The sequence below is a fragment of the Salinarchaeum sp. Harcht-Bsk1 genome, from assembly GCF_000403645.1.
GTDB lineage: Archaea > Halobacteriota > Halobacteria > Halobacteriales > Salinarchaeaceae > Salinarchaeum.
In genome coordinates this window covers 1,877,794-1,902,150 of record NC_021313.1, presented here as the reverse complement: position 1 = coordinate 1,902,150, position 24,357 = coordinate 1,877,794, and the positions used below count along the sequence as shown (strand labels likewise).

Sequence of the window (24,357 nt, the reverse complement as noted above, 5' to 3'; positions counted from 1 at the left end):
CGAGGGTGCAAAATCCCGGTGGAGGTGCGGTGGCGCGCGTTTCGCGGCTGTGAGCCGAGCGAAGCGAGGCGAACCTCGTCGGAGCTTGCTCCGACGTAGGCGTCAGCAGCCGCGTGGCGTGCGAGGTCTTCGTGAGCGAAGCGAACGAAGGCTCGGAAGGCGAGCGTAGCGAGTCTTCCGGTGGACGAGCAGCGCAGTGGTGAGCGAAGTGAACCCGAGCAGCACAGGAGGTTGGGGAGGATTGAGGATGCAGTGGGTGGGCATCGAAAGGGGCCGGGGCTCGGCGGTCCCCGGGCGAAGCAAGCACTGGAGCGAGCGACCAGCGGGAGCGAGTGAAGCGCGCAGCGAGCCCCGGGTCTCCGAGCGCTCGGGGGATTTCGAAGGACGTTGTCCCGCATATTGGTCCACCACTACAGTCCACAGATCCTTTCCCTAGGAACCAACGCCTTTGTAGTCCCACGTTCATCCCCGCGACATGGACGCAGCCACGCTGAAGCGTCGGGCGGGCGAGCGGGCCGTCGAGGCCGTCGACGACGGCGACGTCGTCGGACTCGGCTCGGGCTCGACGGCGGCCGCGGCGATTCGCGCGCTGGGCGAGCGGGTCGATTCTGGCCTGGATATCCAGGGCGTCCCGACATCCCACCAGTCACGGGAGATCGCACTCAACGTCGGCATCCCGGTCGTCGATCTCGATCAGGTTGAGGCGGTCGAAGTGGCGATCGACGGCGCGGACCAGGTCGCGACGGACGCGGATTCCGCATCCGCGATCGGGGCGCCGCCGCTGATCAAGGGCGGTGGCGGCTGCCACGCCCGCGAGAAAATCGTCGACGCCGCGGCCGAGGAACTCCTGATCGTCGTCGATCCCTCGAAGCTCGTACCGACGCTCGACGCCGCGGTGCCGGTGGAGGTCCTCCCCGCCGCGCGAACGACGGTCGCCGAGGAGTTGCGCGACATCGGCGGCGAGCCGACGCTCCGTGACGCCACGGAGAAGAGCGGCCCGGTCGTCACCGACAACGGGAACCTCGTCCTCGACACGGATTTCGGCGAGATCGACGACCCGCCGTCGCTCGCGACCGCGTGCTCCGGGATCCCGGGCGTGCTGGATCACGGGATCTTCGTCGACCTCGCGGACCGCGTGCTCGTCGGTCGGGAGGACGGCGTCGAAGCGCTCGAATACTGAGCTCCGGCCGCGAGCGCCGTGGGAACCGCTCGCGAGGAAGCGAACCCCTTTTAGCCGATCCACCGCCACGCTCGGGTATGCACCGCGAGTCCCCCGACTCGGATGCACAGCGCGACGACCGGAGCGACGCCGCCGCTCCGGCGTGGTGGCGGGGGACCGCTGACGCCGAAGGCGACGAGTCGCCTCGGGTTCTCACGGATGGTGGAACCGCGGAAGGCGCCGACGAGACCACCCTCGATCCGTGGGGCTCCGCGACGGTCTCGGACTACCGCAAACTGTTCGAGCAGTTCGGCATCGAGGAGTTCGACGAGATCCTCGACGAGGTGCCGAATCCCCACTACCTCATGCGCCGCGGCGTCATCTTCGGCCACCGCGACTACCGCGCCGTCGCCGACGCCATGCGCAACGACGAGCCCTTCGCCGCGCTCTCGGGCTTCATGCCCACCGGCGAGCCCCACATCGGCCACAAACTCGTCTTCGACGAGATCATCTGGCACCAGGAGCAGGGCGGCGACGCCTACGGCCTGATCGCCGACCTCGAGGCTCACAGCGCCCGCGAGATCCCCTGGGACGAGATCGACGAGCACGCGACGGACTACGTCCTCTCGCTGCTGGCGCTCGGGTTCGACCCCGAGGAGGGCACCCTCTATCGCCAGAGCGAAAATCGCGCAGTCCAGGACCTCGCCTTCGAACTCGGCGTCGAGGCGAACTACTCCGAACTCCAGGCGATCTACGACTTCCACGGCGGCACCGACGTCAGCCACATGCAGTCCGTCGTCACCCAGATGGCGGACATCCTCTACCCACAGCTCGTCGACGGCCCGAAGCCGACCGTGATCCCGGTCGGTCCCGATCAGGACCCACACATGCGACTCGCGCGGGACCTCGCAGCGCGCGTCCGGTACTTCGGCGTCACCGAGGCGTACGCGAGCTTCGAGGCGACGCCCGCCGAGCGCGAACTGCTCGACCGGGCCTGGGAAGCCCGCGATTCCTTCGCCGACGAGCCGGACCGGCCGCGGTGCGTCGAGGCCGCGGAGTGGCTCGAAGCCGCCGACGAGGCCGGCGACCTCGACGTAGCGGCACTGGCGTTCCAGGGCGGAGACGGTGACGGGGACTCCGGCGAACACGAGGTCCTCGAATCGATCGCCGGCAAACTCCGGAACGCCGGGAAGGAGCCGCTCCGGCCCCGCGTCCGGATCCTCGATCGCAACGCGACCGAGGAGGCATTCGACGCGCTGATCGAGGGCGTCGAGGGCGAGAAGCGCGTCTACGACGAGCACGTCGACGCCTTCGACCTCTCGCGTGAGGAGGCCGAGAAACTCTCCCGCGACGTCGAACTCGACAACGGCGGCTACGGCTTCCAGCTTCCCTCCTCGATCTACCACCGGTTCATGACCGGACTGACTGGGGGCAAGATGTCCTCCTCGGTCCCAGCCTCCCACATCAGCCTGCTCGACGACCCGGAGGAGGGCTACGACAAGGTCAAATCCGCGACGACGGGCGGCCGCGAGACCGCCGAAGAACAGCGCGAACTCGGCGGTCGCGCCGACGAGTGCCCCGTCTACGAACTCTACGCCTACCTGCTGGCCGGGGACGACGACGAACTCGCCACCGAGGTCTACGAGGAGTGCGTCGGCGGGGAACGCCTCTGTGGCGGCTGCAAGGAGCAGGCCGCGGAGCTGATGGAGGCGTTCCTCGAGGACCACCAGGAGAAGCGCGCCGAGTGGGCGGACAAACTCGACGAACTGGAGATCGAACTGGACAGTCCGCGGAAGCGGGCCTGAACGGCGCCCGAGCGAGATGATCCGCCGAGGCGAGGCTCACCGCTGTCAGGGCTCCGTCGCTGACTCCGCCGCCCCTTCCTGCGCGTCCGCGTCCTCGCTCGAATCGTTGGCGAGCGCGCCGAACAGGCCACCGAGCCCGCTGAGAACCAGCGTGAGGAGGAGCGCCAGGAAGTAGAAGACGATGACGAACCCGATGCCGTACCCGACCCAGGTCAACGAGCGGAGCCACAGCACGAACGCCACTGCGAGGGTCACGACGTAGAGGACGCCGGCCAGCAGTCCGGTGAAGACGCCGACGAGGGTGCCCCCGGGAGCGCGCCCGCCGGCGACGAAGCCACCAGCGAAGGGGGCACCGAAGATCACGGCGAGGGGCCCGACGAACACGCCGGCGACCGCGACGGCGACCATCACGCCGACGCCCTCGAGCGTCGCCCGGGCGATGCGACCGAGTGGCACCGTCTCGCCACCGTCGACCAGCGCGTCAGCGTCGACGTCCTCGCTGCGTCCGATCCAGCGCGCCGCGAGCCCAGACCCGAGCAGGCCGCCGATGCAGGCGAACACGATCGCGAACGGCGTCCAGGCGACCGTGAAGATCAGCCAGCTGCTCGCCGGCGACACGATCGGGCTCTCGAACAGGGACACGAGCCCCACGTGGAACGCGATCGCTCCGAGCCAGACGGCACCCAGGAGCGCGCTCCCGACGGCCGAGGAGCGGTTTCCGGGGAATCGAGCGCCAGCGACCAGGCCGCCAACCAGCGGTATCGCGAACAGGGTGGGCCAGCGGATCGTCTCGCCCACGATGGGAACTGCCGCCGCCCTGGCAACGACTATCCCGAGGGCGACAGCCAGGCAGAGCATGCTGGCGACGAACACCGCGCCCCAGCCCCCGCGTTCCGAGCGGTCGCCGTCCGACGACACGAGTTTCACATCTGAGGAGTGACAAATAACTGTTGGGGCCACCTGCCGCGTCGAGAACCGAAGCATCCACGCCGAGACCGGTGCGTCAGCCAAACGTCTGACGCCGCACTGCAAGTTCAATACCGTTTTCGAGAGGAACTAACGTCTGACAGGCGAAAATATTAACCCGGACGCCTACGAGTCCGCGAGTATGCAGCCCGGACTCTCGGAGGTGGCCCGCGACGTCGAGGCCGACCCGGCGGCCGTCTTCGAGGCCCACGACGCAGAGTCGGTCGAGGAGCTGGTCACCGGCGCCGGCGCACCGGAACGCGACGCCACCAGCGACCGGGCAGTGAGGCGGCTGTTCGAGGGCGACCTCGACCGGCCGGAGCGACGCTCGACGACCGAGGAGCCCTCGGGTGGCGTACCGTCGACTGGGGATCCGTCGAGCCGGGCGTCCGCTTGCGGGGTCGAGGACGGGTCCGCCGGCGAATCGACGACCACGCCGGCCGTGCTCGTCGAACTGGAGCGAGCCATCGACGAGGCCGAGGAGCCCGCGGCGGTCGACGGCGACGACTTCGACGCGCTCGACGACGAGGTCGCGGACGCACTTGCCGTGGCCGAGGAACTCGACGAGGCGGACGCCGGGGAAGCGGACCTTGAGTCGTCCGTTCCCGAGGAGTGGCAGGACGACTGATCCGGCAGATCGACTGTTCGACGCGGCGATCGATCCGCCAAATCGGCCGATCCAGCGCGAGGATCGGTCCAGCATAACGACCGATCCAGCGCGATGATTGACGCTTCCGATGTAGCAGTGGACAGCGGTGGCGGCCGTCGCGAAAGGAGTATCAGTCGGTAGTACAATCAGTCGATACGATGAACGTACTCGTCACCGGCGGTAGTCGCGGGATCGGTCGTGCAACGGCACTCGCCCTCGCGGGGGAACACGACGTCGCGATCGGCTACAACGAGTCTGCCGACGCGGCGGCGGACGTCGCAGCCGCTGCCCGCGATCGGGATGCGGCGGCCGTCACCGTACAGGCAGACGTCACGGACTCTGATGCCGTCGAGCAGATGGTCGATACGGCCGCCGACGAACTCGGTGGCCTCGACGCCGTCGTCAACAACGCTGGGATCGTCGATCCAGGCCGCCTGGACGACCTCGACGACGAGCAGTGGGATCGCGTCCTCCGGACGAACCTCACCGGCGCGTTCTACGTCACCCGGGCCGCCATCGAGTACCTCCAGCCCGGCGGCGACGTGGTCTTCGTCTCCTCGATCGGCGGCACCGCGGGCACCGTCGACGCCAGTTACGCGGCGAGCAAGGCCGGCCTCCACGGGCTCACCCGGGCGCTGGCCCGTGAGTACGGGGAGGACGGCGTGCAGGTCAACGCCGTCGCCCCCGGTCCCGTCGAGACCAGCATGAACGACGACATCCTCGCATTCCTCGAGGCAATCGAGTTCCGCGGCCACGAGAACCTCGACACCCACCTCCCGGAGTACGCGTGCGACCCCTCCGAGGTCGCGGACACGATCGAGTACCTGCTGGGCAACGAGTACGTCCAGGGCGAGATCGTCAACGTCAACGGCGGGATGCAGTTCCAGTAGCCGACCGCTCGGTGCCGATCAGCGTCGAACGGCCGCTGGATCCGCCGCAGCGACGCGTAACGCTTTTGCGTCGGCGATTCGAGGGGTCGGATATGCCGTCGAACCCCACGGATCGGCGTTCAGTGCGCCCAGCGACTGCTGCCGCGGGGTTCGCGTTTTTCCAGCCGGCGTGACGGCCGGCGGACTCCGGGACCCGGGCCCGAACGGCCCGCCCGGACGAAATCGGCTGCGATGGATTCGCCCGCCCCGACGCCCGAGCGCGTCGACGGGCGGCGACGCCGGCACAGCGTTCGAGTCACGATCGAAGCGATCCACAGCACACACCAATGGAACTTCCAGCAGCACAGGTCGCGGTCCTCAACGCCGCGAGCGCGAACGACGCACAGTCAATCGACGAAATCGCCGCCGAGACCGACCTCGCGCCGGAGACGGTTACGGGCGCGGCCTTCGCCCTCGAAGAGGCCGGCCTCGTCACCGTCGAGGCCATCGAGCGCGAGCGGGTCGCGCTGACCGACGAGGGCGAGACCTACCTCGCCGACGGCCTCCCCGAGGTCGCGCTCTATCGCGCAGCCCTCGACGCCGGCGCGGACGAAGAGCCGATCTCGCTCGGGGAGGTCATCGGCGCCGCCGGGCTCGGAGGGAACGCGGTCGACATCGCGCTCGCGAACTTCGCCCGGAAGGGCTACGGATCGATCGACGACGGCGCCGTGAGCGCCGATCCCGACGCGGATCCCGACGCCGACGAGGAGGCGCAGGCGCTCGCCGCGGTCGCGGGGGCTTCCGACACAGCGGACGACGAAGGTGACGACGCCGAGATCGGCGGCGCGACCGATCCAGAGTATAAGATGGAGGAGATCTCCGACGAGGAGTTCATCGATCAGATCGCGGAGGTCTCGGAAACGGCCGAGCGAACCTATCACGACGACCTCGACAACGATCCCGGCACAAGCAACGACCTCGACGTCGACGCCGACACGATCGACGACCTCGAACGCCGCGGCCTGCTCGAGCGCTCCGAGACGACCGAGCGCACCGTCCTGCTCACCGACGACGGCGTCACAGCGCTGATGGAGGGCGTCTCCGAGGCCGAGACCGTCGGGCAGGTGACGCCGGAACTCCTCACAAGCGGCGAGTGGGAGGCCTCGGAGTTCGCGGCGTACAACGTCGAGGCCGAGGCGGAGACGCCACACGTCGGCCGCACCCACGTCCTCCGCCAGACCATCGAGCGCGTGAAGGACGTGCTCGTCGGGATGGGATTCGAGGAGATGCAGGGCCCGCACGTCGACGCGGACTTCTGGATCAACGACGCGCTGTTCATGCCCCAGGACCACCCGGCGCGGACCCACTGGGACCGCTTCGCGATGGAGACCCCCAGCCGGATCGAGTCCCTGCCCGAGGACCTCGTCGAGCGCGTCGAGCGCGCCCACCGCGAGGGCGTCGGCGACGACGGCGACGGCTACCACTCGCCCTGGGACGAGGACTTCGCGGAGGCCCTCGCGCTCCGTGGGCACACGACCTCGCTGACCGCGCGGCACCTCGCGGGCGAGGCGATGGGCGACCTCGAACCGCCCCAGCGCTTCTTCAGCGTCGAGAAGGGCTACCGCAACGACACGCTCGACGCGACCCACCTGCTCGAGTTCTTCCAGATCGAGGGCTGGGTGATGGCGGAGGACCTGTCGGTCCGCGACCTCATGGGCACCTTCGAGGAGTTCTACGCCCAGTTCGGGATCACGGACGTCCAGTTCAAACCCCACTACAACCCCTACACGGAGCCGAGTTTCGAGCTGTTCGGGGAACATCCCGAGACTGGCGAACTGATCGAGATCGGCAACTCCGGGATCTTCCGCGAGGAGATGCTGGAGCCACTCGGCGTCGACTGTGACGTGATGGCCTGGGGACTGGCAGGGGAACGGCTCGCCATGCTCGTCACCGGCGCCGAGGACATCCGCGACATCCACGGCACGCTGACCGATCTGGACTTCCTGCGGAACGCGGAGGTGATCTACTGATGCCCGTCGTCGAGATCGATACCGACGAACTGCTGACGCTCGCCGGCCACGAGGACAAGCCCGAGGACGAACTGATCGACGACCTGTTCGCGCTCGGTCTCGAACTCGAGGGGAAGACCGAGGACGGCGACCTCGAACTCGAGTTCGCGCCGGACCGCCTCGACCGCCTCTCCGTCGAGGGGATCGCCCGCTCCCTGCGCTACCAGTACGGCGACGATCGCGGCGCGTACGTGCCGAGCGTGACCGATCCCGACTGGACGATCGAGGTCGACAGCGACGTGCCCGACGAGCGGCCCTACGTCACCGGTGCGGTGCTCCGGGACGTGAACCTCGACGAGGACGCGCTCGAGTCGCTGATCCAGTTGCAGGAGAAGCTTCACGCGACGATGGGCCGCGGTCGTGCGAAGGGCGCCATCGGCGTCCACGACCTCACGATGCTCAAGGGCGCCGTGGGTCCGACGGACGAAGAGGACGCCGCCGAACCGAACAACTCGGTCCGCTACACCGGTATCGCGCCCGACGGCGACACGTTCGTCCCCCTCGAGAGCGACCGGGAGATGACCCCCGGCGAGGCGCTCGAGTCCCACCACATGGCCAGCGAGTACGCCGACCTGGTCGCGGAGTACGAGCGGATGCCCGCGATCTACGACGACCTCGGCCTCTTCTCCTTCCCGCCGGCGATCAACGGCCGCCGGACGGAGGTCACCGCCGAGAGCCGGAACCTCTTCGTCGAGATGACCGGCACCGACCAGTGGACGATCGACCGGATGCTCGCGATCCTCTGCTACGCGATGGACGCCCGCGGCGCGACGATCGAGGCCGTCGACGTCAGCTACGCGGACGACGCCGGCGGCGAGTACGCCGGCACCACGATCGAGCGGCCCGACCTCTCGCTCGATCGCAAGACCGTCGCCCACGAGCGCGTCGAGTCCGTCGTCGGCGTCGACTTCGATCCCGACGAGGTGCTCGACCTGCTGGAGCGGTCCGGCCTGGACGCCGAACAGATCGAACTCCAGCGTGGCGACGCTGGCGAGGAGGGCGACGTGGCGGCCGGGTACGAGGTCGCGATCCCGGCCTACCGCGTCGACGTGCTCCACGCCCAGGACCTGATCGACGACGTCGGCCGCGCCTATGGCTTCAACGAACTCGACGCGAGCTACCCCGACGTCTCGACGCTCGGCGGCCGCCACGAGCGCTCCCGGCACGAGCGCGCGGTCCGCGATACGCTCGTCGGCGTCGGCTTCGAGGACATGCTGAACTTCCACATGACCAACGAGGCCGAGACGTTCGGGCGGATGGGTCTCCCCATCCCCGAGGTCGGCCACGTCGACCTCCAGGCCGAGGAGATGGAGATTTCGGGCCACGCTGGCGAGCACGCGGATCGCGAGGTCGCCGACGATGCCGTCGGCTTCGCCCCGGCGCCCACCATCGCGACCGCCTACAGCGAGGATTACACCGTGCTCCGGACGTGGGCGCTCCCATCGCTCCTACAGGTGCTCGAAGGCAACACCCACCGGGAGTACCCACAGGACCTCGCGGAGGTCGGCTTCGTCGCGCAGGTCGACCCGACGGAGCCGACCGGCGTCGCGGAACATCGCTCCGTCGCCGCGGTCGTCGCACGCCACGACGCCTCCTACGAGGACGCCCGCGGACGGCTCCAGGCGCTCGCGTCGGCGTTCGACGTCGAACTGGAGACGCCAGCGACCGAGCATCCGAGCTTCCTCGACGGCCGTGTCGCCGACGTCGTCGTCGACGGCGAGGTCGCGGGCGTGATCGGCGAAGTCGATCCCGCGGTCCTCGTCGAGCACGACCTCGAAGTGCCGGTCGCCGCGTTCGAGCTACGCCGGGACGCGCTGGCGTAGCGCGGCGGCTGTTGCACCCCAATCTACAGGTTTCGAATCAGCCCACTTCGGAGAACGTTGCATAATCTACTATGCCTGGAACAAACAGTGTCCGTGATATCCAGAGTTAACATCCTCCGAGAAAACAAGAATATAGATTAGATGCCTGCCAGAGAAACCAGTTATATGCCACCAAGATATAGCACATCGAGAAACCACATAATATTGTAAATTGGCCAAAGCTATTTTGCCCAGGAAGATGGACACTCAATCAGATGGCAACTACCGAACCCATAGAAGAGCGTGTGAAAAGGGAACTCCGTAGCAGAGAGCCTGTGGACCAGGACGATTTTGTGGCGGTTATGGAGCCAGACATGAGCCGCCAAAGGCTATTAAACGCACTCCGAAATCTAATGCAGGATGACGAGGTTTCCTACACTGTAGAGTGGGAACTTCAGGTTGAAGAATAGCTTCTCGCGATTTCTATGCCGCCGGATAACGAGGTACTTAGAAAGACAAGGATAGTATCAGGAAGTGCTGATGGCGACAACCGTACGCCATTTCAGCGAGATAGAGACCGGGTGCTCTATACCCCTGCATTTCGCCGCCTGGCCGGAGTGGCACAAGTTGTGCATGTTAGCACAGAACGAGGCTACCACAATCGATTAACACATTCGTTAAAGGTTTCTCAGGTGGGGCGGAGGTTGGCAGAATTACTCATTGATGATACGGATGAGACAGTTATTGAAGAAGCAGGTGGTCTGGATGAGGATGTAGTCGAGACAGCCTGCCTTGCTCATGATCTCGGCCATCCACCCTTCGGTCATGCAGCGGAGCAAGCACTTCGTGATAAGCTAGACAGAGAGGGAATTCCAGATAGTTTTGAGGGCAACCCGCAATCATTCCGGATTGTGAATAATATCGCGATTCATCACACACCATACGGGAGCACTCATAGTGGACTTGATCTAACATTGGCGAGCCTTAATGCGATTTTAAAATATCCTTGGAAGAGAGAAACAGCAGGGCACCGAAGTAAAAAGTGGGGGTACTATTCAACGGAGCAACATATTGTTGATGATGTAAGACAACTCCGGACGCCGGGCAGTGGTTCCGAGACAAAAAGTCTGGAGGCAAAAATAATGGATTGGGCAGACGATCTAACCTATGCGATTCACGACGTAGTAGACTTCTATAAATCCGGGCTGATCCCTTTGGGAGAACTCACAAGGGAGACACAAGAACAAGCTAAATTGATTGATGCATTTGAAGATTGGAGTGACGTAGATGTGGGAACATGGGATGCAGTATCCTTCCTATCAAATTCACTGCCAAAACTAGCCGATATCGCGGAACAGGAAGGTAGCAATCGCGGGGGGTCAAGCGGTCTCTTGGAAGGTAGATATAGTGGATCTAGTAAAAATATTGCTGCGCTTAGCTTCATGAGTTCCGAACTCATTGAAAGGTACTTGGGCCGCAATTCAGACACGACATTTCGTATTGATCCGTCCATAGCCGGTGGGCTAGAAATTGAAGAGTCACTCATTTATGAGGTCAAGCTACTCCAATTTCTGTGTAAATACTATGTTTTTGAAAATCCAGCCCTCGTGGCCCAGCAGCACGGGCATACGAAGTTGATAAAAGAGCTATATGATACGCTGTATGAGGCCTCTGCGGAGAACAGCATGTACGCCGATATGATTCCAGATCCCTTTGATGAGAAAATATCAATGCTTCATGAAGGGGAGCTCGGATATAGTGATATTGACGCGGGGACAATCCGTGCCCGGCTGGTTGCTGATGTCATCGCAAGTATGACTGAACAACAGGCGATGCAATTGTACGAAAGGGTTACCGGGCGTTCACCAGGGCTCGTCACAGACCGGATTATCTAGCTGGTTCTCACGTCACTTCGATTCCACCGAACAGGGCCACGCCCGTGACCACGAGATCGGGGCCGTCGCCGCGCCGAGGCGCCTCGTCAGGCCGCTTTCGCTCGTCGCTCGCGCCGCCAAAGAGCGGCAGGACGTCGAGTTTCACGTTCCAGTCGTCCGGCGCGAGGATCTCCGCGCCGCCGAAGAGCACGACGGCCTCGATGGTCGCGGGCGGGCGGTCGATCTCGGCGTCCGTGAGGTCGATCTCCGCGCCGCCGAAGGCGACGACGACCTCGCCGCCGGCGAACCGATCGGTCGTGATCCGGCGTTCCGAGCCACCGAAGATGGCGATCGTGGTGAGTTCGCCGTCCTCGCCGATCTCGGTGTGGATTCGGCTGCGACGCTGGCGGCCGATCAACAGGAGCACGCCGAAGAGGACGAGAAAGAGCGGCCACCAGGTGTCGATCGCCGACTCGCCGATCAGTTCCAGATTCCGCGCGAGGAACGCGCCGGCGATCGCGATCACCATCACCGGACCGGTGAGGTTCCGGAAGCCACTGGAGAGCAGCGCCCAGGCGCCCAGGAGCACGAAGATGGCGGGGACCCAGTCCCACAGCGAGTCCGTCGGCACCGTGTTCGTCGTCGAGAGGAGCAACAGGATACCGATCAGGATGACCAGCCCGCCAGTCGCGATTCGCCCCGTCAGGTTGCGCGCCATAGGGCGTCCATCGGCCGGTTTCGGGATAAGCGTAGGCGATTCTCCGGCGCCGAATGCGTGTGATCCTACCACACGCTGAAGTAGCCGCGGCTCCGTTTCCAGACCAATGGCAGGGAACGACGGTATTCCGGTCACGGTGCTCGCCGGACCGCTGGGAGCGGGCAAGACCACCGTGCTGAACCACCTGCTCACCGACGCCGGCGACCGGCGGATCGCCGTGCTCGTCAACGACATGGGCGAGGTCAACGTCGACGCCGACCTGCTGGCCGCTGGCTCGGACCTCGCCGCCGACGGCGGGGTCGCGGAGCTCTCGAACGGCTGCATCTGCTGTGAACTCCAGGACGACCTCGAGAGCGAGGTCGCCCGCCTCGCCGAGGAGCGCGAGTTCGACGTGCTGGTCGTGGAGGCCTCTGGCATCTCGGAACCGGGGCCCGTCGGCCGGCTGTTCGTCACCGACTCCAGGGCGGCGGCCGTCTACGACCTCGATACGCTCGTGACGGTCGTGGACGCCCCGCGATTCTGGGAGACCTTCGGGGGCGACGAGGAGGCTGCGGGCCACCCCGAAGGGGGTGCGAGCCACGCCGAGGAGAGTGCACGCGACGGCGAGGATGGTGGGAACGACGGATCGCTGGCGGGCCGCGTCGAGCGCGAGACTGCGCCAGGATCGACCGACCGGCCGCTCTCGGACCTCGTCATCGAGCAGGTCGAGACGGCGAACGTCCTGCTCTTGAACAAGTGCGATCTCCTCGACGACGAGCACCTCGGGCAGATCGAGGCGCTGCTCGGCGCGCTCAATCCGGACGCACCGATCCACCGGACGGTCCACGGGGACGTCGACCTCGATCTGATCCTCGAGACGGGCCTGTACGCCGAACAGCGGGACGCGTCGGCTGCCGGGGGACTCTCGGACGCGAGGACCGGTCTGGAGCACAGTAGTCCCGAGGAGGAGCACGGCCACGAGCAGGAGGGTCTCAGTGACGACAGCGGCCACGGTGAGCACGACGGTCACGACCACGATCACGACCACCACGACAGCCACGGCGACCAAGACCACCACGATCACGACCATCCCGAGGCCGTCTACGGCGTGGACTCCGTGGCGTTCCGACGCCGGCGTCCCTTCCACCCCCAACGCCTGCTCGCGGTGCTCGGCGACCTCCCGCCCGCCGTCGTCCGCTCGAAAGGGCTCTTCTGGGCCGCGGGACGGGACGATCTTGCGTTGCTCTACAGCCAGGCCGGACCGACCGGGAGCGTCGAAGGCGTCGGCCCCTGGATCGCGAGCCTCCCCGACGTCGAGGCCGACCTCTATCGCTCGAACACGCCCGACCTGCCCTGGGAGGAGCCCCACGGCGACCGCCGGAGCGAACTGGTGTTCATCGGCCGGGACGTGCCCGAGGAGGAACTGTTCGGAGCGCTGGAGGACGCGCTGGTCACCGACGAGGAGTGGGACCCGGAGGACGGCTGGCTCGGCGAGAACGACCCTGCAGACGCCGTCGGGCTGCCGGCCAGCGACGAGGACGACGAGCGCCTGGAGTTCTCGCCGCGGGAGTCCGAGGGGTTCGATCCGACGGCGTGAGGAAACCGATCGAGCGGAGGACGACGCCAGCGCGAGGACCCTGGTCGTTGGCGATTCAGACGTAGAGCAGCGCGATCAGCGCGAGCAGGATCAGGATACCCAGCAACATTGCGTAGAGCAGCGTCCGGAACCGCTCGCCGACGGGTACCTCCTCGCGGCGGTTGGGGTTCTCCGTCCAGACGAATCGGTAGAAGGCAGCGCCGACGGTGCCAACGGCGAGGACCCCCGAGACCCCGATGGCGAGGAGTTCCCCGAGGCCGTGGCTCTTGAGGTAGAGCGGGCCCCACGCCATCGCGACGCAGATGCCCAGTAGCGCGACGACCAGGAACGGCACCGGGTCGATCGGCGAGCCCTCGCTGTTCCGGAGCTCCATCGGCCGTGAATACGGCGTGTAGGGAGTTAACGATGGGCGCTGGTGAGTAAGGGCGGCACGGCGGCCCCGGAATCCACTCCCATCTCCCCTGCCGTCACCGCCGGGACTTAAGACGAATCGCGACACAGACCCGCCCATGCAGAGTCGCGGCGACCCGCGCGTTCACTTCGTGATGAACCTCGTGCTCTCGGGACTGTTTGCGTACATCGTCCTCTGGGGGCTGGACCTCCTCGGCGTCGTCGGCTTCACGCTCACGCGGCTCGCGACCGCGACGCTCCTCCTGATGGTCCTGACCTATATCATGACCCAGTAAGCGCTCCACCGGGCAGTCAGCCAGTTACCTGCGACGACCCGTCCTCAACAGGCACAGCCCGCGGTACCGGTCGAGCGTTCGAACTCCATGGACTCCCCGCAGGACGGGCAGTCCGGGGTGCTCTCGCCCTTTACGTCGACGTCGCGAACGCGTTCCTGGCAGTCGTGACACCAGTAGGCGCCCTTCGATTCGTCCGTGGTGGTCGCCTGGTTGGAGGCCTGGAAGACCTCCTTGACCGTGCCAAGGATGCTCATGGCCAGGCTTCGGCGTAGAGTGGCTTAAACGCCGGGGCGGGTGTGCGCGGCGGGTACAGAGCCGCTGGCGACGGGGTTCGGAAGCCGTGACACAGCCGCCCTCACACGTTTTCGGCCAGGGAATCGAACAGCCGACGGAGTTCGCCGCGGCGTTTCCAGGTCGCCATGCGGTCAGTGATCGGCCGAGGCCAGACGCCCATGCCAACCGTCGAGGTCGCGTCGATGCGCGTGCCCTCGTTCTCGGCGGCCCAGGCGAGTTCGGTCTCCATCGTCTCCAGCGGCGCGTCCTCGTCCTCGACCTGCTCGTAGTAGATGCCGTTCTCGCGGAGTTCGAAGCGGAAGGAGAGTTCGAGGCCCGTACCGCCCGCGATCACGACGATGGCGTCGTCGCGTTCCTCGACGGTCCGGACGTCGAAGCTCCCCTCGTACTCGACGATGGACGCCGGATCGAGGGCGCGCTCGACGACCGACGGCGGCGCCTGGACGAACCGGGAGACCTCGACCGTGCGCATACCCGCGCCTTTCGCGGCGGACACCTAAGCGTTCGGGGCGACGGAACACGAGCGGCGAAGCTACGTCTACAGCACCGACGCAGTCACTCGATTTCGGCCCGCCCACTCGTCGTGCTCCGGATGCGATCCCGGAGTCCAGCGGCCTCGCCGACCGGCACCGTGACCTCGAAGGAGACCCGCTCCTCGTACGCAGCGTCGAACTTGGAGTCGGCGGACTCGAGCACCGAGCGGACGGCGCCGGAGTCGTCGTACTCGACCGTGATCGAGAACCGGGCCTGTGGCAGGCGCTCCTCGACGCCCGCGGCCTCGATCGCCTCCTTCGTCGCCCGGCCGTAGGCGGAGACCAGTCCGCCCACGCCGAGGTTCGTGCCTCCGTAGTACCGCACGACGGCGACGGCAACGTTCTCCAGATCCTGACCCTGGAGGACGTTGAGCGCGGGCTTGCCCGCGGAGCCGGAGGGTTCGCCGTCGTCGGAGCTGTACTCCCGGAGGTAGCCCTCGTCTGTCCGGACGCGATAGGCCGGGACAACGTGGGTCGCGTCGGCGTACTCGGCCTCGATTTCCGCGAGGAAGTCGTCCGCAGCCTGCTCGCTCTCGACGGGCGCGACGTAGCCGATGAACTCGGAGCCCTGCACCTCGAAGGCGGCGCTGGCGCGCTCGCCGACCGTCTCGTAGGGCTCCGCAGTGCCATCACTGCCCCCGTCCGAACCGGCCACGTCCGGCGGTTCGTCGTCGGTCACGGCGCGTCAGCCTCGCTGTTCGTCTCGTCTGCGAGCGCGGCCCCGTCCTCGGCCGCGGTGCGCTCGTCCAGCCACAGGGCGCCGAGGACGAGAGCGAGCGTCGCCTCCGCCAGTTTGGAGACGAGGGCGAGGTGGTCGGCGGCGAGGTGCCGGTACAGCGTCTCGAACGGACCCCACCCGGGATGGGGATGGGACTGGTCGTCGACCCAGGGCAGCGCGGGCAGGTGGCCCATCAGGTGCCAGCCCCAGTAGCCGAAGAGGTAGACGAGCATGAGCGCGATGCCGAGCGCGTAGACCGGCTTCCGGCGGCCGCCGAGCGCGACGTACGCCGCGCCGGCGATGATGGCGGCCGAGGAGAGGACGAACAGGACCGGTCGGGGGTCGACGTAGACGCCGTAGCGAAGCTGCTCTGCGAAGCGATCGAGGCCCCAGTAGAGGTGCGTGGCCACGACGAGGCCGGCGAGCTGCAGGGCGAGGAGTTCCACCCAGGAGCGCGTCTCCTCGTGCATTGTCAGGCGTAGGGAGCAGGCTCATTTAGGCGCCACGTTAGCGGGCTGGCGGAGGGAACGGCGGCCGGGGAGCCCGTCCGGGAATCGTCGAGCGTGCTGCTCCAGGGACGCCGCTCGCTCGAGCGGCCGTGACGTACCACCGACGTCGCCAAATCGACTGACCGCGGCGACTCCGGGCCGAGTCCTACTCCGCACCCACGTTCTGGTCACTCTCGAAGGAGTCCGGATCGGGCTCGATGTCGGCGTACTGGACGGCGCGGCGACCCAGCACCAGCGTGCGCTCGTCGAGGTCGTCGTCGACGATCTCGCCATCGTCGATCGCGGCGTAGGCCTTCGGGATCGCGACCTGGTGGGGGATGACCCAGGCGTTGAGCGCGCGGCAGACCGAGCGGAGGTGCTCGAGTGCGGGCGTCGGGAACCCGCCGCCGGAGACGGCCAGGAGGCCGACGGTCTCGTCCTCGAACTCGTCGAAGCCACAGTAGTCCAGCGCGGTCTTCAGCGGCGACGAGTAGGAGCCGTGGTACATCGGAGTGCCCAGCAGGACGGCGTCGGCCTCCCGAACCGTCGTGGCGAGATCGGGAGCGTCGGCCGCGGCGTCGTGGTCGGCGTCGAAGATGGGGAGGTCGTAGTCGCGGAGGTCGACCAGTTCGGCGGTACCGCCCGCACGCTCGACGCCGTCGAGCGCACGTCGCGTGGCGGTTCGCGTGTAACTACCCTCGCGGAGGCTCCCTGGAATACCGACGACGTGTGGCGCGTCCATACGGGAGCCACGGCGACCGGTCACAAAAACGCCCAGTGCTTCGCACCACATGCTCGCAAGGTACCTTCAGTGTACCGCCACTATTCTTAACTATAGTCCCCAAAAATCACGGGCCATGTCCACACAGAGTGGGGGAGAGTTGTTGGATCGCGTTCCAATCGTTCAGAGCGCCGTCGCTGGCCTCGGTGCATACGTTGCGAGCTTCGCGCTCGTGGCAATCGTCGTCGCGGCGATGGAGGACGGCGACGACCTCGTCGGGGGAGCGGGGAACATTCTCTACGGCGCACACTTCGTCGACTCGAAGTCCACGGTCTCGATGATGGGCCAGACGCAATCGCAGACCTCGAACTTCGTCAGCGAGGCCTCGCTGGAGGCACCGGAGCTCCTCTATCAGATCATCCCGATCGTCGTGTTGGTCGGCGCTGGTATCGCACTCGTGCGCACCTTCGACATTCAGGACGAGACCGACGCCGCCATCGCTGGCGCAGCGACGGCGATCGGCTACGTCGTGTTGACCGTCGTCGGAACGTTCGTCTTCGAGATGTCCGAGAGCCAGCAGGGCATTAGCGTCGACGTCGCACCCGAACTCGGCCTCGTGACGGTACTCCTGATGGGCATCGTCTACCCCGCCGTCTTCGGCGGGATCGGCGGCTTCGTCGGCACGCGGCTGTAGCGAATCAGCGTCGTAGTTCGACGGTTCCGTTCTCGCCGAGCGTCACCAGTTCGTCAGCTTCGAGGTCCTCGACCAGCCCGCGGAGCCACTCGCGGCTGCCATCCCCATCACCCTCCGGCGCGTAATCCACTCGTACCCGTGGCCCCAGCTCGTCGAGTGCTTGCGAGCCGTGCTCGCTGAGCGCGGAGAGCACCCGGGCGCGCTTCTGCCGGCGGCTGCCCTCGTAGGGCGGCTGCGTCGGCACGTCCGGCGCGGTGAAGTCGCCGGTGCGGTAGGCGTGACACCACTGCCGCCAGGGACACCCCGCCTCGTCGCAACTCGGCGTCTTCTCACACGCCACCCCGCCGAGTTCCATGATCCCGTTGTTCCAGTCCCGGGACTCGCCGGCCGGCATGAGCTCCGCCGCCGCGGCCTCGAACGCCGCGTCGTCGTCCGGCACGTCGAAGGCGCGATAGACGACCCGCTTGACGTTCGTGTCGACGACGGCGTCGCCCTCGTTGAACGCGAAGGAGGCGACGGCGTTGGCGGTGTAGGGGCCGACGCCGTGGAGGTCCTGCAGGCCATCCGGATCCGTCGGGAACTCGCCGGCAGCGAGGTCGTCGCCGCCGGCCTCGCCGTCCGTGACCTGCCGCGCGGCCTCGTGGAGGTACTTGGCCCGGTTGTTGTAGCCGAGGCTGTGGTCGGTCCAGAACGCGACGACGTCGGCGCGGTCGGCGTCGGCGAGCGCCGCGGCGTCGGGCCAGCGCTCGAGGAACTCGTGCCAGGCCGTCTCGACGCGGGAGAGCTGGGTCTGCTGGCTCATCACCTCCGAGACGAGGATCGCGTAGGGATCGGTCGTCTCGCGCCAGGGGAACGAGCGGTGGTCCTCGCGGTACCAGGAGAGGAGCGCGTCCTGCACGGCGTCGAGGTCGTCGGGGAGCGAGACGCCGTCGGGGAGGTCGCGGTCGGCGCCGGTTGCGTCGGCGTCGCTGTCGGTCGCATCGCGGTCCGACGCCGCGTCCGGGTCCTCCTCGGTGCTCATTGCTGCCGGCTTGCCGACGGGGCCGCTTTACTCGTGTGGTCCGGGACGGGCTGGACCGGCGGGGCGAACGCATCGCCGGCGCTACCGGACGCCCAGCGCCGCGAGCGCGAGGATCGCGAGCACGGCGACGCCCGCGAGGACGGTCGAGCCGTAGACGGTCTGGTAGGCGACGAAGGCGCCGGCCAGCGCGACCGCTGCGGCGGCGAGGCGACGAACGCGAGTCGAGAGTGGGGGTGGATGGTCTGGCATGGCTGGGGCTCGGCGTGGTCCCGCGAGCGACCCAGGATCGGGTATCCGCTCGCGAGCGCAGCGAGTGACAGTCCGTTACCGTCGGTAACGGATAAGCGAGCGCCGGAAGCTCGGTGAAAGTGGAACGGGGCCGCATCGGGCGATTCCGTTCCGAGCGGCCCGGCTGCCATCGGCAGCGAGCGGCACGCTGCAGTGGCAACCGATCGACGCCCCGCTCCCGAGCCGCGGGGTTCATCCGGCTCCCTGGCGGAGTGGCGGTCATGAGCGAGACGCCGCCGGGCTGGGCCGACGAACTTCGCGCCAGCCGCGCCGAGAAGGACGAGTTCCTCGACACGCACCGCCAGTCGCCGATTCCGCCAGAGAAACGCGACGAGTTCGACGGGCTGGCGTACTTCGAGCCGGATCCCGAGTATCGCGTCGAGGCCGAGGTGACCGTCCACGACGAGCCCGAACAGCTCGAACTCGACACCAGCGACGGCCGCTCCGTGCGCTACGACCGCGTGGTGACGTTCGACTTCGAACTGAACGGCAACGACGTCGAACTCCACGGCTACCAGCAGCCCGACGAGGACCTCGCGGAGGCGCCGATCTTCGTCCCCTTCCGCGACAAGACCACCGGTCCCGTGACCTACGACGGCGGCCGGTACATGGACTTAGCGACCGAGCGTGCGCTGGAGACCGGCGACGTGATCCCGCTGGATTTCAACCTCGCGTACTCGCCCTTCTGTGCCTACAGCGAGACCTTTTCGTGTCCGCTCCCGCCCGAGGAGAACTGGCTCGAGGTCGCGATCGAGGCCGGCGAGAAGGATTGGCAGTAGCGTCGGTTCGATGCTCGGGCCCTGGATCGAACGGTCCCCGTCCTCGGCGAGCGGTGGCTAGATCTCCTCCACTGCCTCGACCTCGTCTTCTTCCTCGACCGGCTCCGCTCGTCGCCGAGGGAGCGTCACGTTCGCGGCTTGGACGCCGCGCTCGACGCCGTCGGCGATCACCTTGTAGAGCACGCCGAGGGCACCAGCGTAGACGATCAGACCACCGACCAGGCCGATGATTCCACCGATCGCCGTGAGCAGGTCACCGCCGGCGTCGATCAGGATCCAGCTGATCGCGCCGAAGACGATCGCGATCAGGACGACGAGGACGGCATAGATCATGATTCTGAAGCCGTACTCGATGCCGTCGATCGTGCTAACGTTGACCATTCCGACTTCGTACGACGGCGAGAACGAGGAAAAGTGTAGTTTCCACGGGGCGGCTCGCTCGCAGACAGGTCGGTCCGAATGCAGGCCCGACGCGGAGCAGTTGCTGGTGCCGTAGCTGCCGACTGGGGGCGAGTTGCAGCGAACGAACGAGCGGCAGCGAACCGGTGACCAGCTCAGGCGTCCACGACGGCCTGCAGGATATCGGGCGCGTCCGCCAGGGCGTCGTCCAGCTTCTCGCCGTCGGGACCACCGCCCTGCGCGAAGTCCGGCGGGCCGCCACCGCCGCCGCCGACGCGACCGGCGAGCTGGCTGACGACCTCGCCGGCGTTGACCGCGGAGCCGTCGGGGACGCCGACGACGAACTGGGCGCCCTCGGCCCCGCTTCCCAGCACGGCGATCTGGCCGTCCTCGACGAGCGCGTTGGCGGTCGCGCGGAGTTCGTCCATGTCGGCGTCGATCCGGCGGATCACGGCGGTCGCGTCGCCCACCTCGATCTCGACCGCGTCGTCGTCACCGCCCGCGGCGCGGGCCGCTGCGAGTTCCTCCTGGAGCTCCTCGATGCGCTTGCCCCGTTCCTTCCACTCCTCGAAGAACCGGGCGGCGGTCTCGGGGGCCGCCTGCGGGTCGACGTCGAGCGCGTCGGCCGTCTCGTAGAGGGCGTCTTCGGTCTCCTGGGTGGCCTCGATCGCGGCGGTGCCGGCGGAGAAGATCAGGCGCTCGACGCCGTCCTGGACGCGCTCGGTCGAGCGGATCTTGATCGCGCCGACGTCGCCGGTGCGGGCGACGTGGGTGCCTCCGCAGGCCTGGACGTCCGCGTCGACGGTGACGATGCGGATCTCCTCGCCCGGCGGCACGCCGCCCTGGTAGAGGTCGAAGCCGTACTCGGCCTCGGCGTCGTTGCGGTGGAGCCACTCCTGGCTCACCGGGACGTTCGCCATGACGAGGTCGTTCGCGACGGACTCGATCCGCTTGACCTCCTCGCGGGAGATCCGGGCGTAGTGGGCGACGTCGATGCGGGAGGAGTCGACGCCCTTCTGGGCGCCGGCCTGCCGGAGGTGGTCGCCGAGCACCTGGCGAGCGGCGTGGATCACCGCGTGGGTCGCGGTGTGGTTGCGCATGAGCTGGCGACGGCGATCGACGTCGATCTTGCCCCGGACCATGTCGCCCTTGTCGAGTTCGCCGTCGGTCCGGTGGCGGATCACGCCGTCCTCGATCTGCACGTCGGTCACGTCCACGGTGCGGTCGTCCGAGGCGAGCGTGCCGTGGTCCGGCGGCTGGCCACCGCCCTCGGGATAGAACATCGTCTGGTCGAGCACGACGTCGTAGCCCTCCTGGCGCTCGAACACGTCGAGGACGACGGCCTCGAACTCCGTGCCCTGCTGGTCGTCGTAGTAGAGTTTCTCCGTGGCCGGGAGGTCCGCGAAGCGCTCGTCGGCGTCCGCGGCGGAGATACCGCCGGTCTCCTGGTCGTGACGAGCGGCGACCTGGCCGTAGAAGTCCTCGGGCACGTCGACGTCGGCGCCCTGGGCCTCGGCGATGTCCTCGACCATGTCCGGCTGGATGCCGTGGGAGTCGTAGAGCTCGACGAGCTCCTCGGTCGGGATCGGCTCGCCGGCCTCGGCGTGCTCGGCGGCCAGGTCCTCGACGCGGCGGCGGCCCCGCTCCAGCGTCTCGCGGTACTTCTCGACCTCCGTGCGGACGACGTCGCGGATGTGGTCGCGGTTCTCGTAGCCCAGACGCTCGGCCTGCATGTCGACGAGTTCGTCGAGCGGCGCGTCGACGCCGACCTCGTCCACGAGCCGCTTCGTGCGGCGGAGGACCATCCGCGCGAGGTAGCCGGTGCCGACGTTCGATGGGACGATCTCGTCGCCGAACATGTAGGCGAGCGTGCGGCAGTGGTCCGCGATCGCGTAGATCGTCTCGAGGGGTTCCATCAGCGCCTCGAGGTCGGCGACGTCGACGCCGACCTCGGCGGCGATCTCGTCGCGTGCGGCCTCGAGGTCCTCGGCCTCGTCGATGTCCATATTGCCGGCGAGCGCGGCGGCGTCGTGGACGATCTGGGCCTCCTCGTCGGTGAGTTCGATCCCGGCGTTGTCCTTGAGGAATGCGATCTGGTCGGGGTAGATCGCCTCGTAGACCGTCGGCGTGCCCTGGCTGACCCAGGTCCAGCGCTCGAGGCCGTAGCCGGTGTCGACGACGTAGGTGTCCATCGGGGCGTAGCGATTCCCGTCCTTGAGTTCGTACTCGCCGTCGGGATCCTGCGTCATCGACATGAAGACGAGCGTCGCGAGCTCCGCGCCCTCGTAGATGACCTCGATCGCCGGCCCGGCGTTGCCGCCGCCGACCCACGGATCCTCGATGTAGGTGATCCGCTCGCGATCCGCGCCGAGTGACGCGAAGAACTCCTCGCAGAGTTCGACGGTCCGGTCCTTCCAGTAGACCTCGCCCTCGTAAGCGTACTGCTCCGCGTCCTCGATATCCTCCCGGGCGTTGAACGCGTGGTGGGCCATCATCTCGAAGGCCATCGTGTGCCGCCCCGTCGTCCCGACGTTGTCGATGTCCTGCATCCGGATGCAGGGCTGGCTGATGCACAGCGGGTTCGCCGGCGGCGGCGTCTCGCCCGACGTGACCAGCGGCTGGAAGTCGTAGATCGATGCCTGCGTGAGCAGGACGTCGTCGCGCCAGCGGTTCGCGGCGACGGGGTAGGGGTCGATGCGCTCGTGGCCGTGCTCCTCGAAGAAGGAGAGGAAGGCCTCGCGCATCTCCTCCAGGGTGTACTCCTCGGCGAAGCCGGGGTCGTCGATGAAGGTGTACGTCTCGCAGGGCGGCTCGCCGCACGTCTCGCGGTCGTGATCGCGCGTCCAGAAGTGGTCGCCACACTCGACGCACTCGCGGCGGACGAAGTCCTCCTCCGCGAAGTAGTCGAGGCGGTACTCCTCCTCGAGGTCGCTCATTGGGACCTACCTGCCGGTCGCCGTGCAAAAGGGTTCCGGGACGGTGGTAGCGGGCCGCCGTCGTGCGATCACGCGGGCCAACTCGCGGCCTCGGTAACTCGTTCGCGGTCGGCGAGGAGCCGATCGGTAGCAACCGAAGCCCCGATCGGGGTAGCCGACGATCCGATCGGGGGCAACCGACGATCCGATCGGGGGCAACCGACGATCCGATCGAGGCCGACCGAGCGTGACCGATCGGGCGAGAGCGACCTCGTCGAACGAACTGGGCTATCGCATCTCCGGCCGGTCGCCGGACACGACGCTCGCGAGGCCGGCGCCGAAGGCGTAGGCGAGCGTCGCAGCGCCGCCCTGGAGACGGCGGGGGAAGGAGCGCTGGGGCTCGAAGCGCTCGACCGTGACCTCGGAGGTGTCGAGGTCCTCGGCGACCGCGGCTTCCACGGCGTCGCGGTCGCCCAGTTCGTCGACGAAGCCCACCGCCGCCGCGTCGCTCCCGAGGTAGACCTTCGCCTCGGTGTCCCTGACGGCCTGCTCGTCGAGGTCCGTCGCGTCGGCGACCCGCTCGACGAACTGCTCGTACCACGCGTCCGAGAGCCCCTGGAGGTACTCTCGCTCGTCGTCCTCCAGCGGTTTGAACGGCGCGCTGACGGCGTCCTTGTACTCGCCGGAGACGATCCCCTCGTAGTTGATGCCCGTCTCCTCGGCGAACTCGTCGAAGCGGAGCTGGGAGAAGCGGACGCCGACAGAGCCGACGATCGATCCCTCCCGGGCCCATAGTTCGTCGCAGCCGCTCGCGATCCACATCCCGCCGCTCGCGCAGAGATCCGTGGTGTAGGCCACGGTGGGGCCGTCGAAGGCCTCGGCGGCCGCGCGAACGTCCTCGCTGGGCACCACCTCGCCGCCGGGCGTGTTGAGGTGGAGCAGGAGTGCGTCGACCGCGCCGTCGTCGTCCGCGCGCTCGATCTGCTCGACGATCTCGTCGGCGTCCGCGGCCGACGGCGCGGTGGGCAGCGGTGAGCCGCCGTCCTCCCGGACGATCGGCCCCTCGACGCCGACCTCGGCGACGTCGTACGGCGAGAGTGCGTCGTCCGCGATCGAGCGACCGAGCCGCAAACCGCCCACCGTCACGACGACCGCGAGCAGGATGCCGACGAGCTCCGTGCCCGAGGCCGGGAGGTACCAGAAGAGCACGATGCCCGCGGCGGCCGTGATTCCCGCGACGAGCATCGTGATCGCGAACCCGAGGAGTCCGGAGAGCGTGTCGTTCATCCGCGATCACCGGCTGCGTGGTGGCGCCTGCGCGTGCGTCGAGCTGG

At 67.4% G+C, this 24,357-nt stretch carries 25 protein-coding genes; 12 read left to right on the top strand and 13 right to left on the bottom strand.

Going from position 1 to position 24,357, the window contains the following annotated elements; all coding sequences use genetic code 11:
- Positions 1-475: 475 nt before the first annotated feature.
- Together rpiA and L593_RS08580 are read left to right on the top strand one after the other, a co-directional pair.
- Positions 476-1,180 carry a ribose-5-phosphate isomerase RpiA gene (rpiA, locus tag L593_RS08585; RefSeq protein ID WP_020446564.1) on the top strand — a complete coding sequence of 235 codons (705 nt, stop codon included), beginning with the start codon at positions 476-478 and terminating at the stop codon, positions 1,178-1,180.
- A gap of 77 nt (positions 1,181-1,257) precedes the next feature.
- Positions 1,258-2,964, top strand: a complete 1,707-nt coding sequence (locus L593_RS08580; RefSeq protein ID WP_020446563.1) for a tryptophan--tRNA ligase — start codon at positions 1,258-1,260, stop codon at positions 2,962-2,964.
- 45 nt (positions 2,965-3,009) lie between these two features.
- On the opposite strand, the gene L593_RS08575 is transcribed toward L593_RS08580, so the two are convergent.
- Positions 3,010-3,882 (bottom strand): hypothetical protein, encoded by an 873-nt coding sequence (locus L593_RS08575; protein ID WP_144060734.1) that lies wholly within the window; start codon positions 3,880-3,882, stop codon positions 3,010-3,012.
- A 190-nt stretch (positions 3,883-4,072) separates the two neighbouring features.
- Here L593_RS08575 and L593_RS16005 point away from each other — a divergent pair, with 190 nt between their 5' ends.
- From L593_RS16005 to L593_RS15340, 6 genes are all read left to right on the top strand, one after another.
- Positions 4,073-4,558, top strand: a complete 486-nt coding sequence (locus L593_RS16005; RefSeq protein WP_020446561.1) for a hypothetical protein — start codon at positions 4,073-4,075, stop codon at positions 4,556-4,558.
- Between the two features lie 179 nt (positions 4,559-4,737).
- Positions 4,738-5,469, top strand: coding sequence for an SDR family NAD(P)-dependent oxidoreductase (locus L593_RS08565; RefSeq protein ID WP_020446560.1), 732 nt, complete (start codon positions 4,738-4,740; stop codon positions 5,467-5,469).
- Between the two features lie 326 nt (positions 5,470-5,795).
- Positions 5,796-7,478: a phenylalanine--tRNA ligase subunit alpha gene (locus tag L593_RS08560; RefSeq protein WP_020446559.1), complete on the top strand. Its 1,683-nt coding sequence runs from the start codon at positions 5,796-5,798 to the stop codon at positions 7,476-7,478.
- Positions 7,478-9,340, top strand: a complete 1,863-nt coding sequence (gene pheT, locus L593_RS08555; RefSeq protein ID WP_020446558.1) for a phenylalanine--tRNA ligase subunit beta — start codon at positions 7,478-7,480, stop codon at positions 9,338-9,340. The genes L593_RS08560 and pheT overlap by 1 nt, the downstream gene beginning before the upstream one ends.
- A gap of 254 nt (positions 9,341-9,594) precedes the next feature.
- Positions 9,595-9,789: a hypothetical protein gene (locus tag L593_RS08550; RefSeq protein WP_049894002.1), complete on the top strand. Its 195-nt coding sequence runs from the start codon at positions 9,595-9,597 to the stop codon at positions 9,787-9,789.
- A 15-nt stretch (positions 9,790-9,804) separates the two neighbouring features.
- The gene (locus L593_RS15340; RefSeq protein WP_081638682.1) at positions 9,805-11,214 is read left to right on the top strand and encodes a deoxyguanosinetriphosphate triphosphohydrolase family protein; all 1,410 of its coding nucleotides are present in this window, start codon (positions 9,805-9,807) and stop codon (positions 11,212-11,214) included.
- A gap of 7 nt (positions 11,215-11,221) precedes the next feature.
- Here the strand turns inward: L593_RS15340 and L593_RS08540 are convergent, their stop codons facing one another.
- Positions 11,222-11,911: a LiaI-LiaF-like domain-containing protein gene (locus tag L593_RS08540; protein WP_020446556.1), complete on the bottom strand. Its 690-nt coding sequence runs from the start codon at positions 11,909-11,911 to the stop codon at positions 11,222-11,224.
- 106 nt (positions 11,912-12,017) lie between these two features.
- On the opposite strand from L593_RS08540, the gene L593_RS08535 reads away from it, so the two are divergent.
- The gene (locus tag L593_RS08535; protein WP_020446555.1) at positions 12,018-13,487 is read left to right on the top strand and encodes a GTP-binding protein; all 1,470 of its coding nucleotides are present in this window, start codon (positions 12,018-12,020) and stop codon (positions 13,485-13,487) included.
- A 55-nt stretch (positions 13,488-13,542) separates the two neighbouring features.
- Here L593_RS08535 and L593_RS08530 read toward each other — a convergent pair whose 3' ends face one another.
- A complete protein-coding gene (locus tag L593_RS08530; RefSeq protein WP_020446554.1) occupies positions 13,543-13,860 on the bottom strand; it encodes a hypothetical protein in 318 nt (105 codons plus the stop codon).
- A gap of 136 nt (positions 13,861-13,996) precedes the next feature.
- Here L593_RS08530 and L593_RS16000 point away from each other — a divergent pair, with 136 nt between their 5' ends.
- The gene (locus L593_RS16000; protein ID WP_020446553.1) at positions 13,997-14,173 is read left to right on the top strand and encodes a hypothetical protein; all 177 of its coding nucleotides are present in this window, start codon (positions 13,997-13,999) and stop codon (positions 14,171-14,173) included.
- Positions 14,174-14,217: 44 nt separating this feature from the next.
- Here the strand turns inward: L593_RS16000 and L593_RS08525 are convergent, their stop codons facing one another.
- The 5 genes from L593_RS08525 to L593_RS08505 all read right to left on the bottom strand — a co-directional run bounded on the left by L593_RS08525 (position 14,218) and on the right by L593_RS08505 (position 16,948).
- The gene (locus L593_RS08525; RefSeq protein ID WP_020446552.1) at positions 14,218-14,427 is read right to left on the bottom strand and encodes a zinc-ribbon domain-containing protein; all 210 of its coding nucleotides are present in this window, start codon (positions 14,425-14,427) and stop codon (positions 14,218-14,220) included.
- Between the two features lie 101 nt (positions 14,428-14,528).
- Positions 14,529-14,939 carry a hypothetical protein gene (locus L593_RS08520; protein ID WP_020446551.1) on the bottom strand — a complete coding sequence of 137 codons (411 nt, stop codon included), beginning with the start codon at positions 14,937-14,939 and terminating at the stop codon, positions 14,529-14,531.
- An 83-nt stretch (positions 14,940-15,022) separates the two neighbouring features.
- A complete protein-coding gene (locus L593_RS08515; RefSeq protein ID WP_020446550.1) occupies positions 15,023-15,679 on the bottom strand; it encodes a YigZ family protein in 657 nt (218 codons plus the stop codon).
- Complete coding sequence (locus tag L593_RS08510) at positions 15,676-16,188, bottom strand: hypothetical protein (RefSeq protein ID WP_020446549.1); 513 nt, start codon at positions 16,186-16,188, stop codon at positions 15,676-15,678. The genes L593_RS08515 and L593_RS08510 overlap by 4 nt, the downstream gene beginning before the upstream one ends.
- 184 nt (positions 16,189-16,372) lie before the next feature.
- The gene (locus tag L593_RS08505) at positions 16,373-16,948 is read right to left on the bottom strand and encodes an NADPH-dependent FMN reductase (RefSeq protein WP_020446548.1); all 576 of its coding nucleotides are present in this window, start codon (positions 16,946-16,948) and stop codon (positions 16,373-16,375) included.
- Positions 16,949-17,063: 115 nt separating this feature from the next.
- On the opposite strand from L593_RS08505, the gene L593_RS08500 reads away from it, so the two are divergent.
- The gene (locus tag L593_RS08500; protein ID WP_049894000.1) at positions 17,064-17,621 is read left to right on the top strand and encodes a hypothetical protein; all 558 of its coding nucleotides are present in this window, start codon (positions 17,064-17,066) and stop codon (positions 17,619-17,621) included.
- A gap of 4 nt (positions 17,622-17,625) precedes the next feature.
- On the opposite strand, the gene L593_RS08495 is transcribed toward L593_RS08500, so the two are convergent.
- Both L593_RS08495 and L593_RS15995 read right to left on the bottom strand, forming a co-directional pair.
- On the bottom strand, positions 17,626-18,642 hold the full coding sequence (locus L593_RS08495; protein WP_020446546.1) for an A/G-specific adenine glycosylase: 1,017 nt from the start codon (positions 18,640-18,642) through the stop codon (positions 17,626-17,628).
- Positions 18,643-18,723: 81 nt separating this feature from the next.
- The gene (locus L593_RS15995) at positions 18,724-18,891 is read right to left on the bottom strand and encodes a hypothetical protein (protein ID WP_187292609.1); all 168 of its coding nucleotides are present in this window, start codon (positions 18,889-18,891) and stop codon (positions 18,724-18,726) included.
- Between the two features lie 260 nt (positions 18,892-19,151).
- Between L593_RS15995 and L593_RS08490 the strand changes: the two genes are divergently transcribed.
- Positions 19,152-19,709 (top strand): DUF1684 domain-containing protein, encoded by a 558-nt coding sequence (locus tag L593_RS08490; protein ID WP_020446545.1) that lies wholly within the window; start codon positions 19,152-19,154, stop codon positions 19,707-19,709.
- A 57-nt stretch (positions 19,710-19,766) separates the two neighbouring features.
- Here L593_RS08490 and L593_RS08485 read toward each other — a convergent pair whose 3' ends face one another.
- The 3 genes from L593_RS08485 to L593_RS08475 form a co-directional block, all read right to left on the bottom strand.
- Complete coding sequence (locus L593_RS08485) at positions 19,767-20,090, bottom strand: hypothetical protein (protein WP_020446544.1); 324 nt, start codon at positions 20,088-20,090, stop codon at positions 19,767-19,769.
- Between the two features lie 173 nt (positions 20,091-20,263).
- The gene (gene alaS / locus L593_RS08480) at positions 20,264-23,044 is read right to left on the bottom strand and encodes an alanine--tRNA ligase (protein WP_020446543.1); all 2,781 of its coding nucleotides are present in this window, start codon (positions 23,042-23,044) and stop codon (positions 20,264-20,266) included.
- 267 nt (positions 23,045-23,311) lie between these two features.
- Positions 23,312-24,310, bottom strand: a complete 999-nt coding sequence (locus L593_RS08475) for a S49 family peptidase (protein WP_020446542.1) — start codon at positions 24,308-24,310, stop codon at positions 23,312-23,314.
- Positions 24,311-24,357 lie beyond the last annotated feature (47 nt).

Bases quoted from the DNA above. Each gene is read 5' to 3' on its own strand.
- L593_RS08490 (WP_020446545.1), top strand. From the start codon at position 19,152: ATGAGCGAGACGCCGCCGGGCTGGGCCGACGAACTTCGCGCCAGCCGC.
- rpiA (WP_020446564.1), top strand. From the start codon at position 476: ATGGACGCAGCCACGCTGAAGCGTCGGGCGGGCGAGCGGGCCGTCGAG.
- L593_RS08580 (WP_020446563.1), top strand. From the start codon at position 1,258: ATGCACCGCGAGTCCCCCGACTCGGATGCACAGCGCGACGACCGGAGC.
- L593_RS08520 (WP_020446551.1), bottom strand. From the start codon at position 14,939: ATGCGCACGGTCGAGGTCTCCCGGTTCGTCCAGGCGCCGCCGTCGGTC.
- L593_RS08550 (WP_049894002.1), top strand. From the start codon at position 9,595: ATGGCAACTACCGAACCCATAGAAGAGCGTGTGAAAAGGGAACTCCGT.
- L593_RS08560 (WP_020446559.1), top strand. From the start codon at position 5,796: ATGGAACTTCCAGCAGCACAGGTCGCGGTCCTCAACGCCGCGAGCGCG.
- L593_RS08500 (WP_049894000.1), top strand. From the start codon at position 17,064: ATGTCCACACAGAGTGGGGGAGAGTTGTTGGATCGCGTTCCAATCGTT.
- L593_RS08535 (WP_020446555.1), top strand. From the start codon at position 12,018: ATGGCAGGGAACGACGGTATTCCGGTCACGGTGCTCGCCGGACCGCTG.
- L593_RS08565 (WP_020446560.1), top strand. From the start codon at position 4,738: ATGAACGTACTCGTCACCGGCGGTAGTCGCGGGATCGGTCGTGCAACG.
- L593_RS08485 (WP_020446544.1), bottom strand. From the start codon at position 20,090: ATGGTCAACGTTAGCACGATCGACGGCATCGAGTACGGCTTCAGAATC.
- pheT (WP_020446558.1), top strand. From the start codon at position 7,478: ATGCCCGTCGTCGAGATCGATACCGACGAACTGCTGACGCTCGCCGGC.
- L593_RS16000 (WP_020446553.1), top strand. From the start codon at position 13,997: ATGCAGAGTCGCGGCGACCCGCGCGTTCACTTCGTGATGAACCTCGTG.
- L593_RS08495 (WP_020446546.1), bottom strand. From the start codon at position 18,642: ATGAGCACCGAGGAGGACCCGGACGCGGCGTCGGACCGCGATGCGACC.
- alaS (WP_020446543.1), bottom strand. From the start codon at position 23,044: ATGAGCGACCTCGAGGAGGAGTACCGCCTCGACTACTTCGCGGAGGAG.
- L593_RS08540 (WP_020446556.1), bottom strand. From the start codon at position 11,911: ATGGCGCGCAACCTGACGGGGCGAATCGCGACTGGCGGGCTGGTCATC.
- L593_RS16005 (WP_020446561.1), top strand. From the start codon at position 4,073: ATGCAGCCCGGACTCTCGGAGGTGGCCCGCGACGTCGAGGCCGACCCG.
- L593_RS08475 (WP_020446542.1), bottom strand. From the start codon at position 24,310: ATGAACGACACGCTCTCCGGACTCCTCGGGTTCGCGATCACGATGCTC.
- L593_RS08510 (WP_020446549.1), bottom strand. From the start codon at position 16,188: ATGCACGAGGAGACGCGCTCCTGGGTGGAACTCCTCGCCCTGCAGCTC.
- L593_RS08505 (WP_020446548.1), bottom strand. From the start codon at position 16,948: ATGGACGCGCCACACGTCGTCGGTATTCCAGGGAGCCTCCGCGAGGGT.
- L593_RS15340 (WP_081638682.1), top strand. From the start codon at position 9,805: ATGCCGCCGGATAACGAGGTACTTAGAAAGACAAGGATAGTATCAGGA.
- L593_RS15995 (WP_187292609.1), bottom strand. From the start codon at position 18,891: ATGCCAGACCATCCACCCCCACTCTCGACTCGCGTTCGTCGCCTCGCC.
- L593_RS08525 (WP_020446552.1), bottom strand. From the start codon at position 14,427: ATGAGCATCCTTGGCACGGTCAAGGAGGTCTTCCAGGCCTCCAACCAG.
- L593_RS08530 (WP_020446554.1), bottom strand. From the start codon at position 13,860: ATGGAGCTCCGGAACAGCGAGGGCTCGCCGATCGACCCGGTGCCGTTC.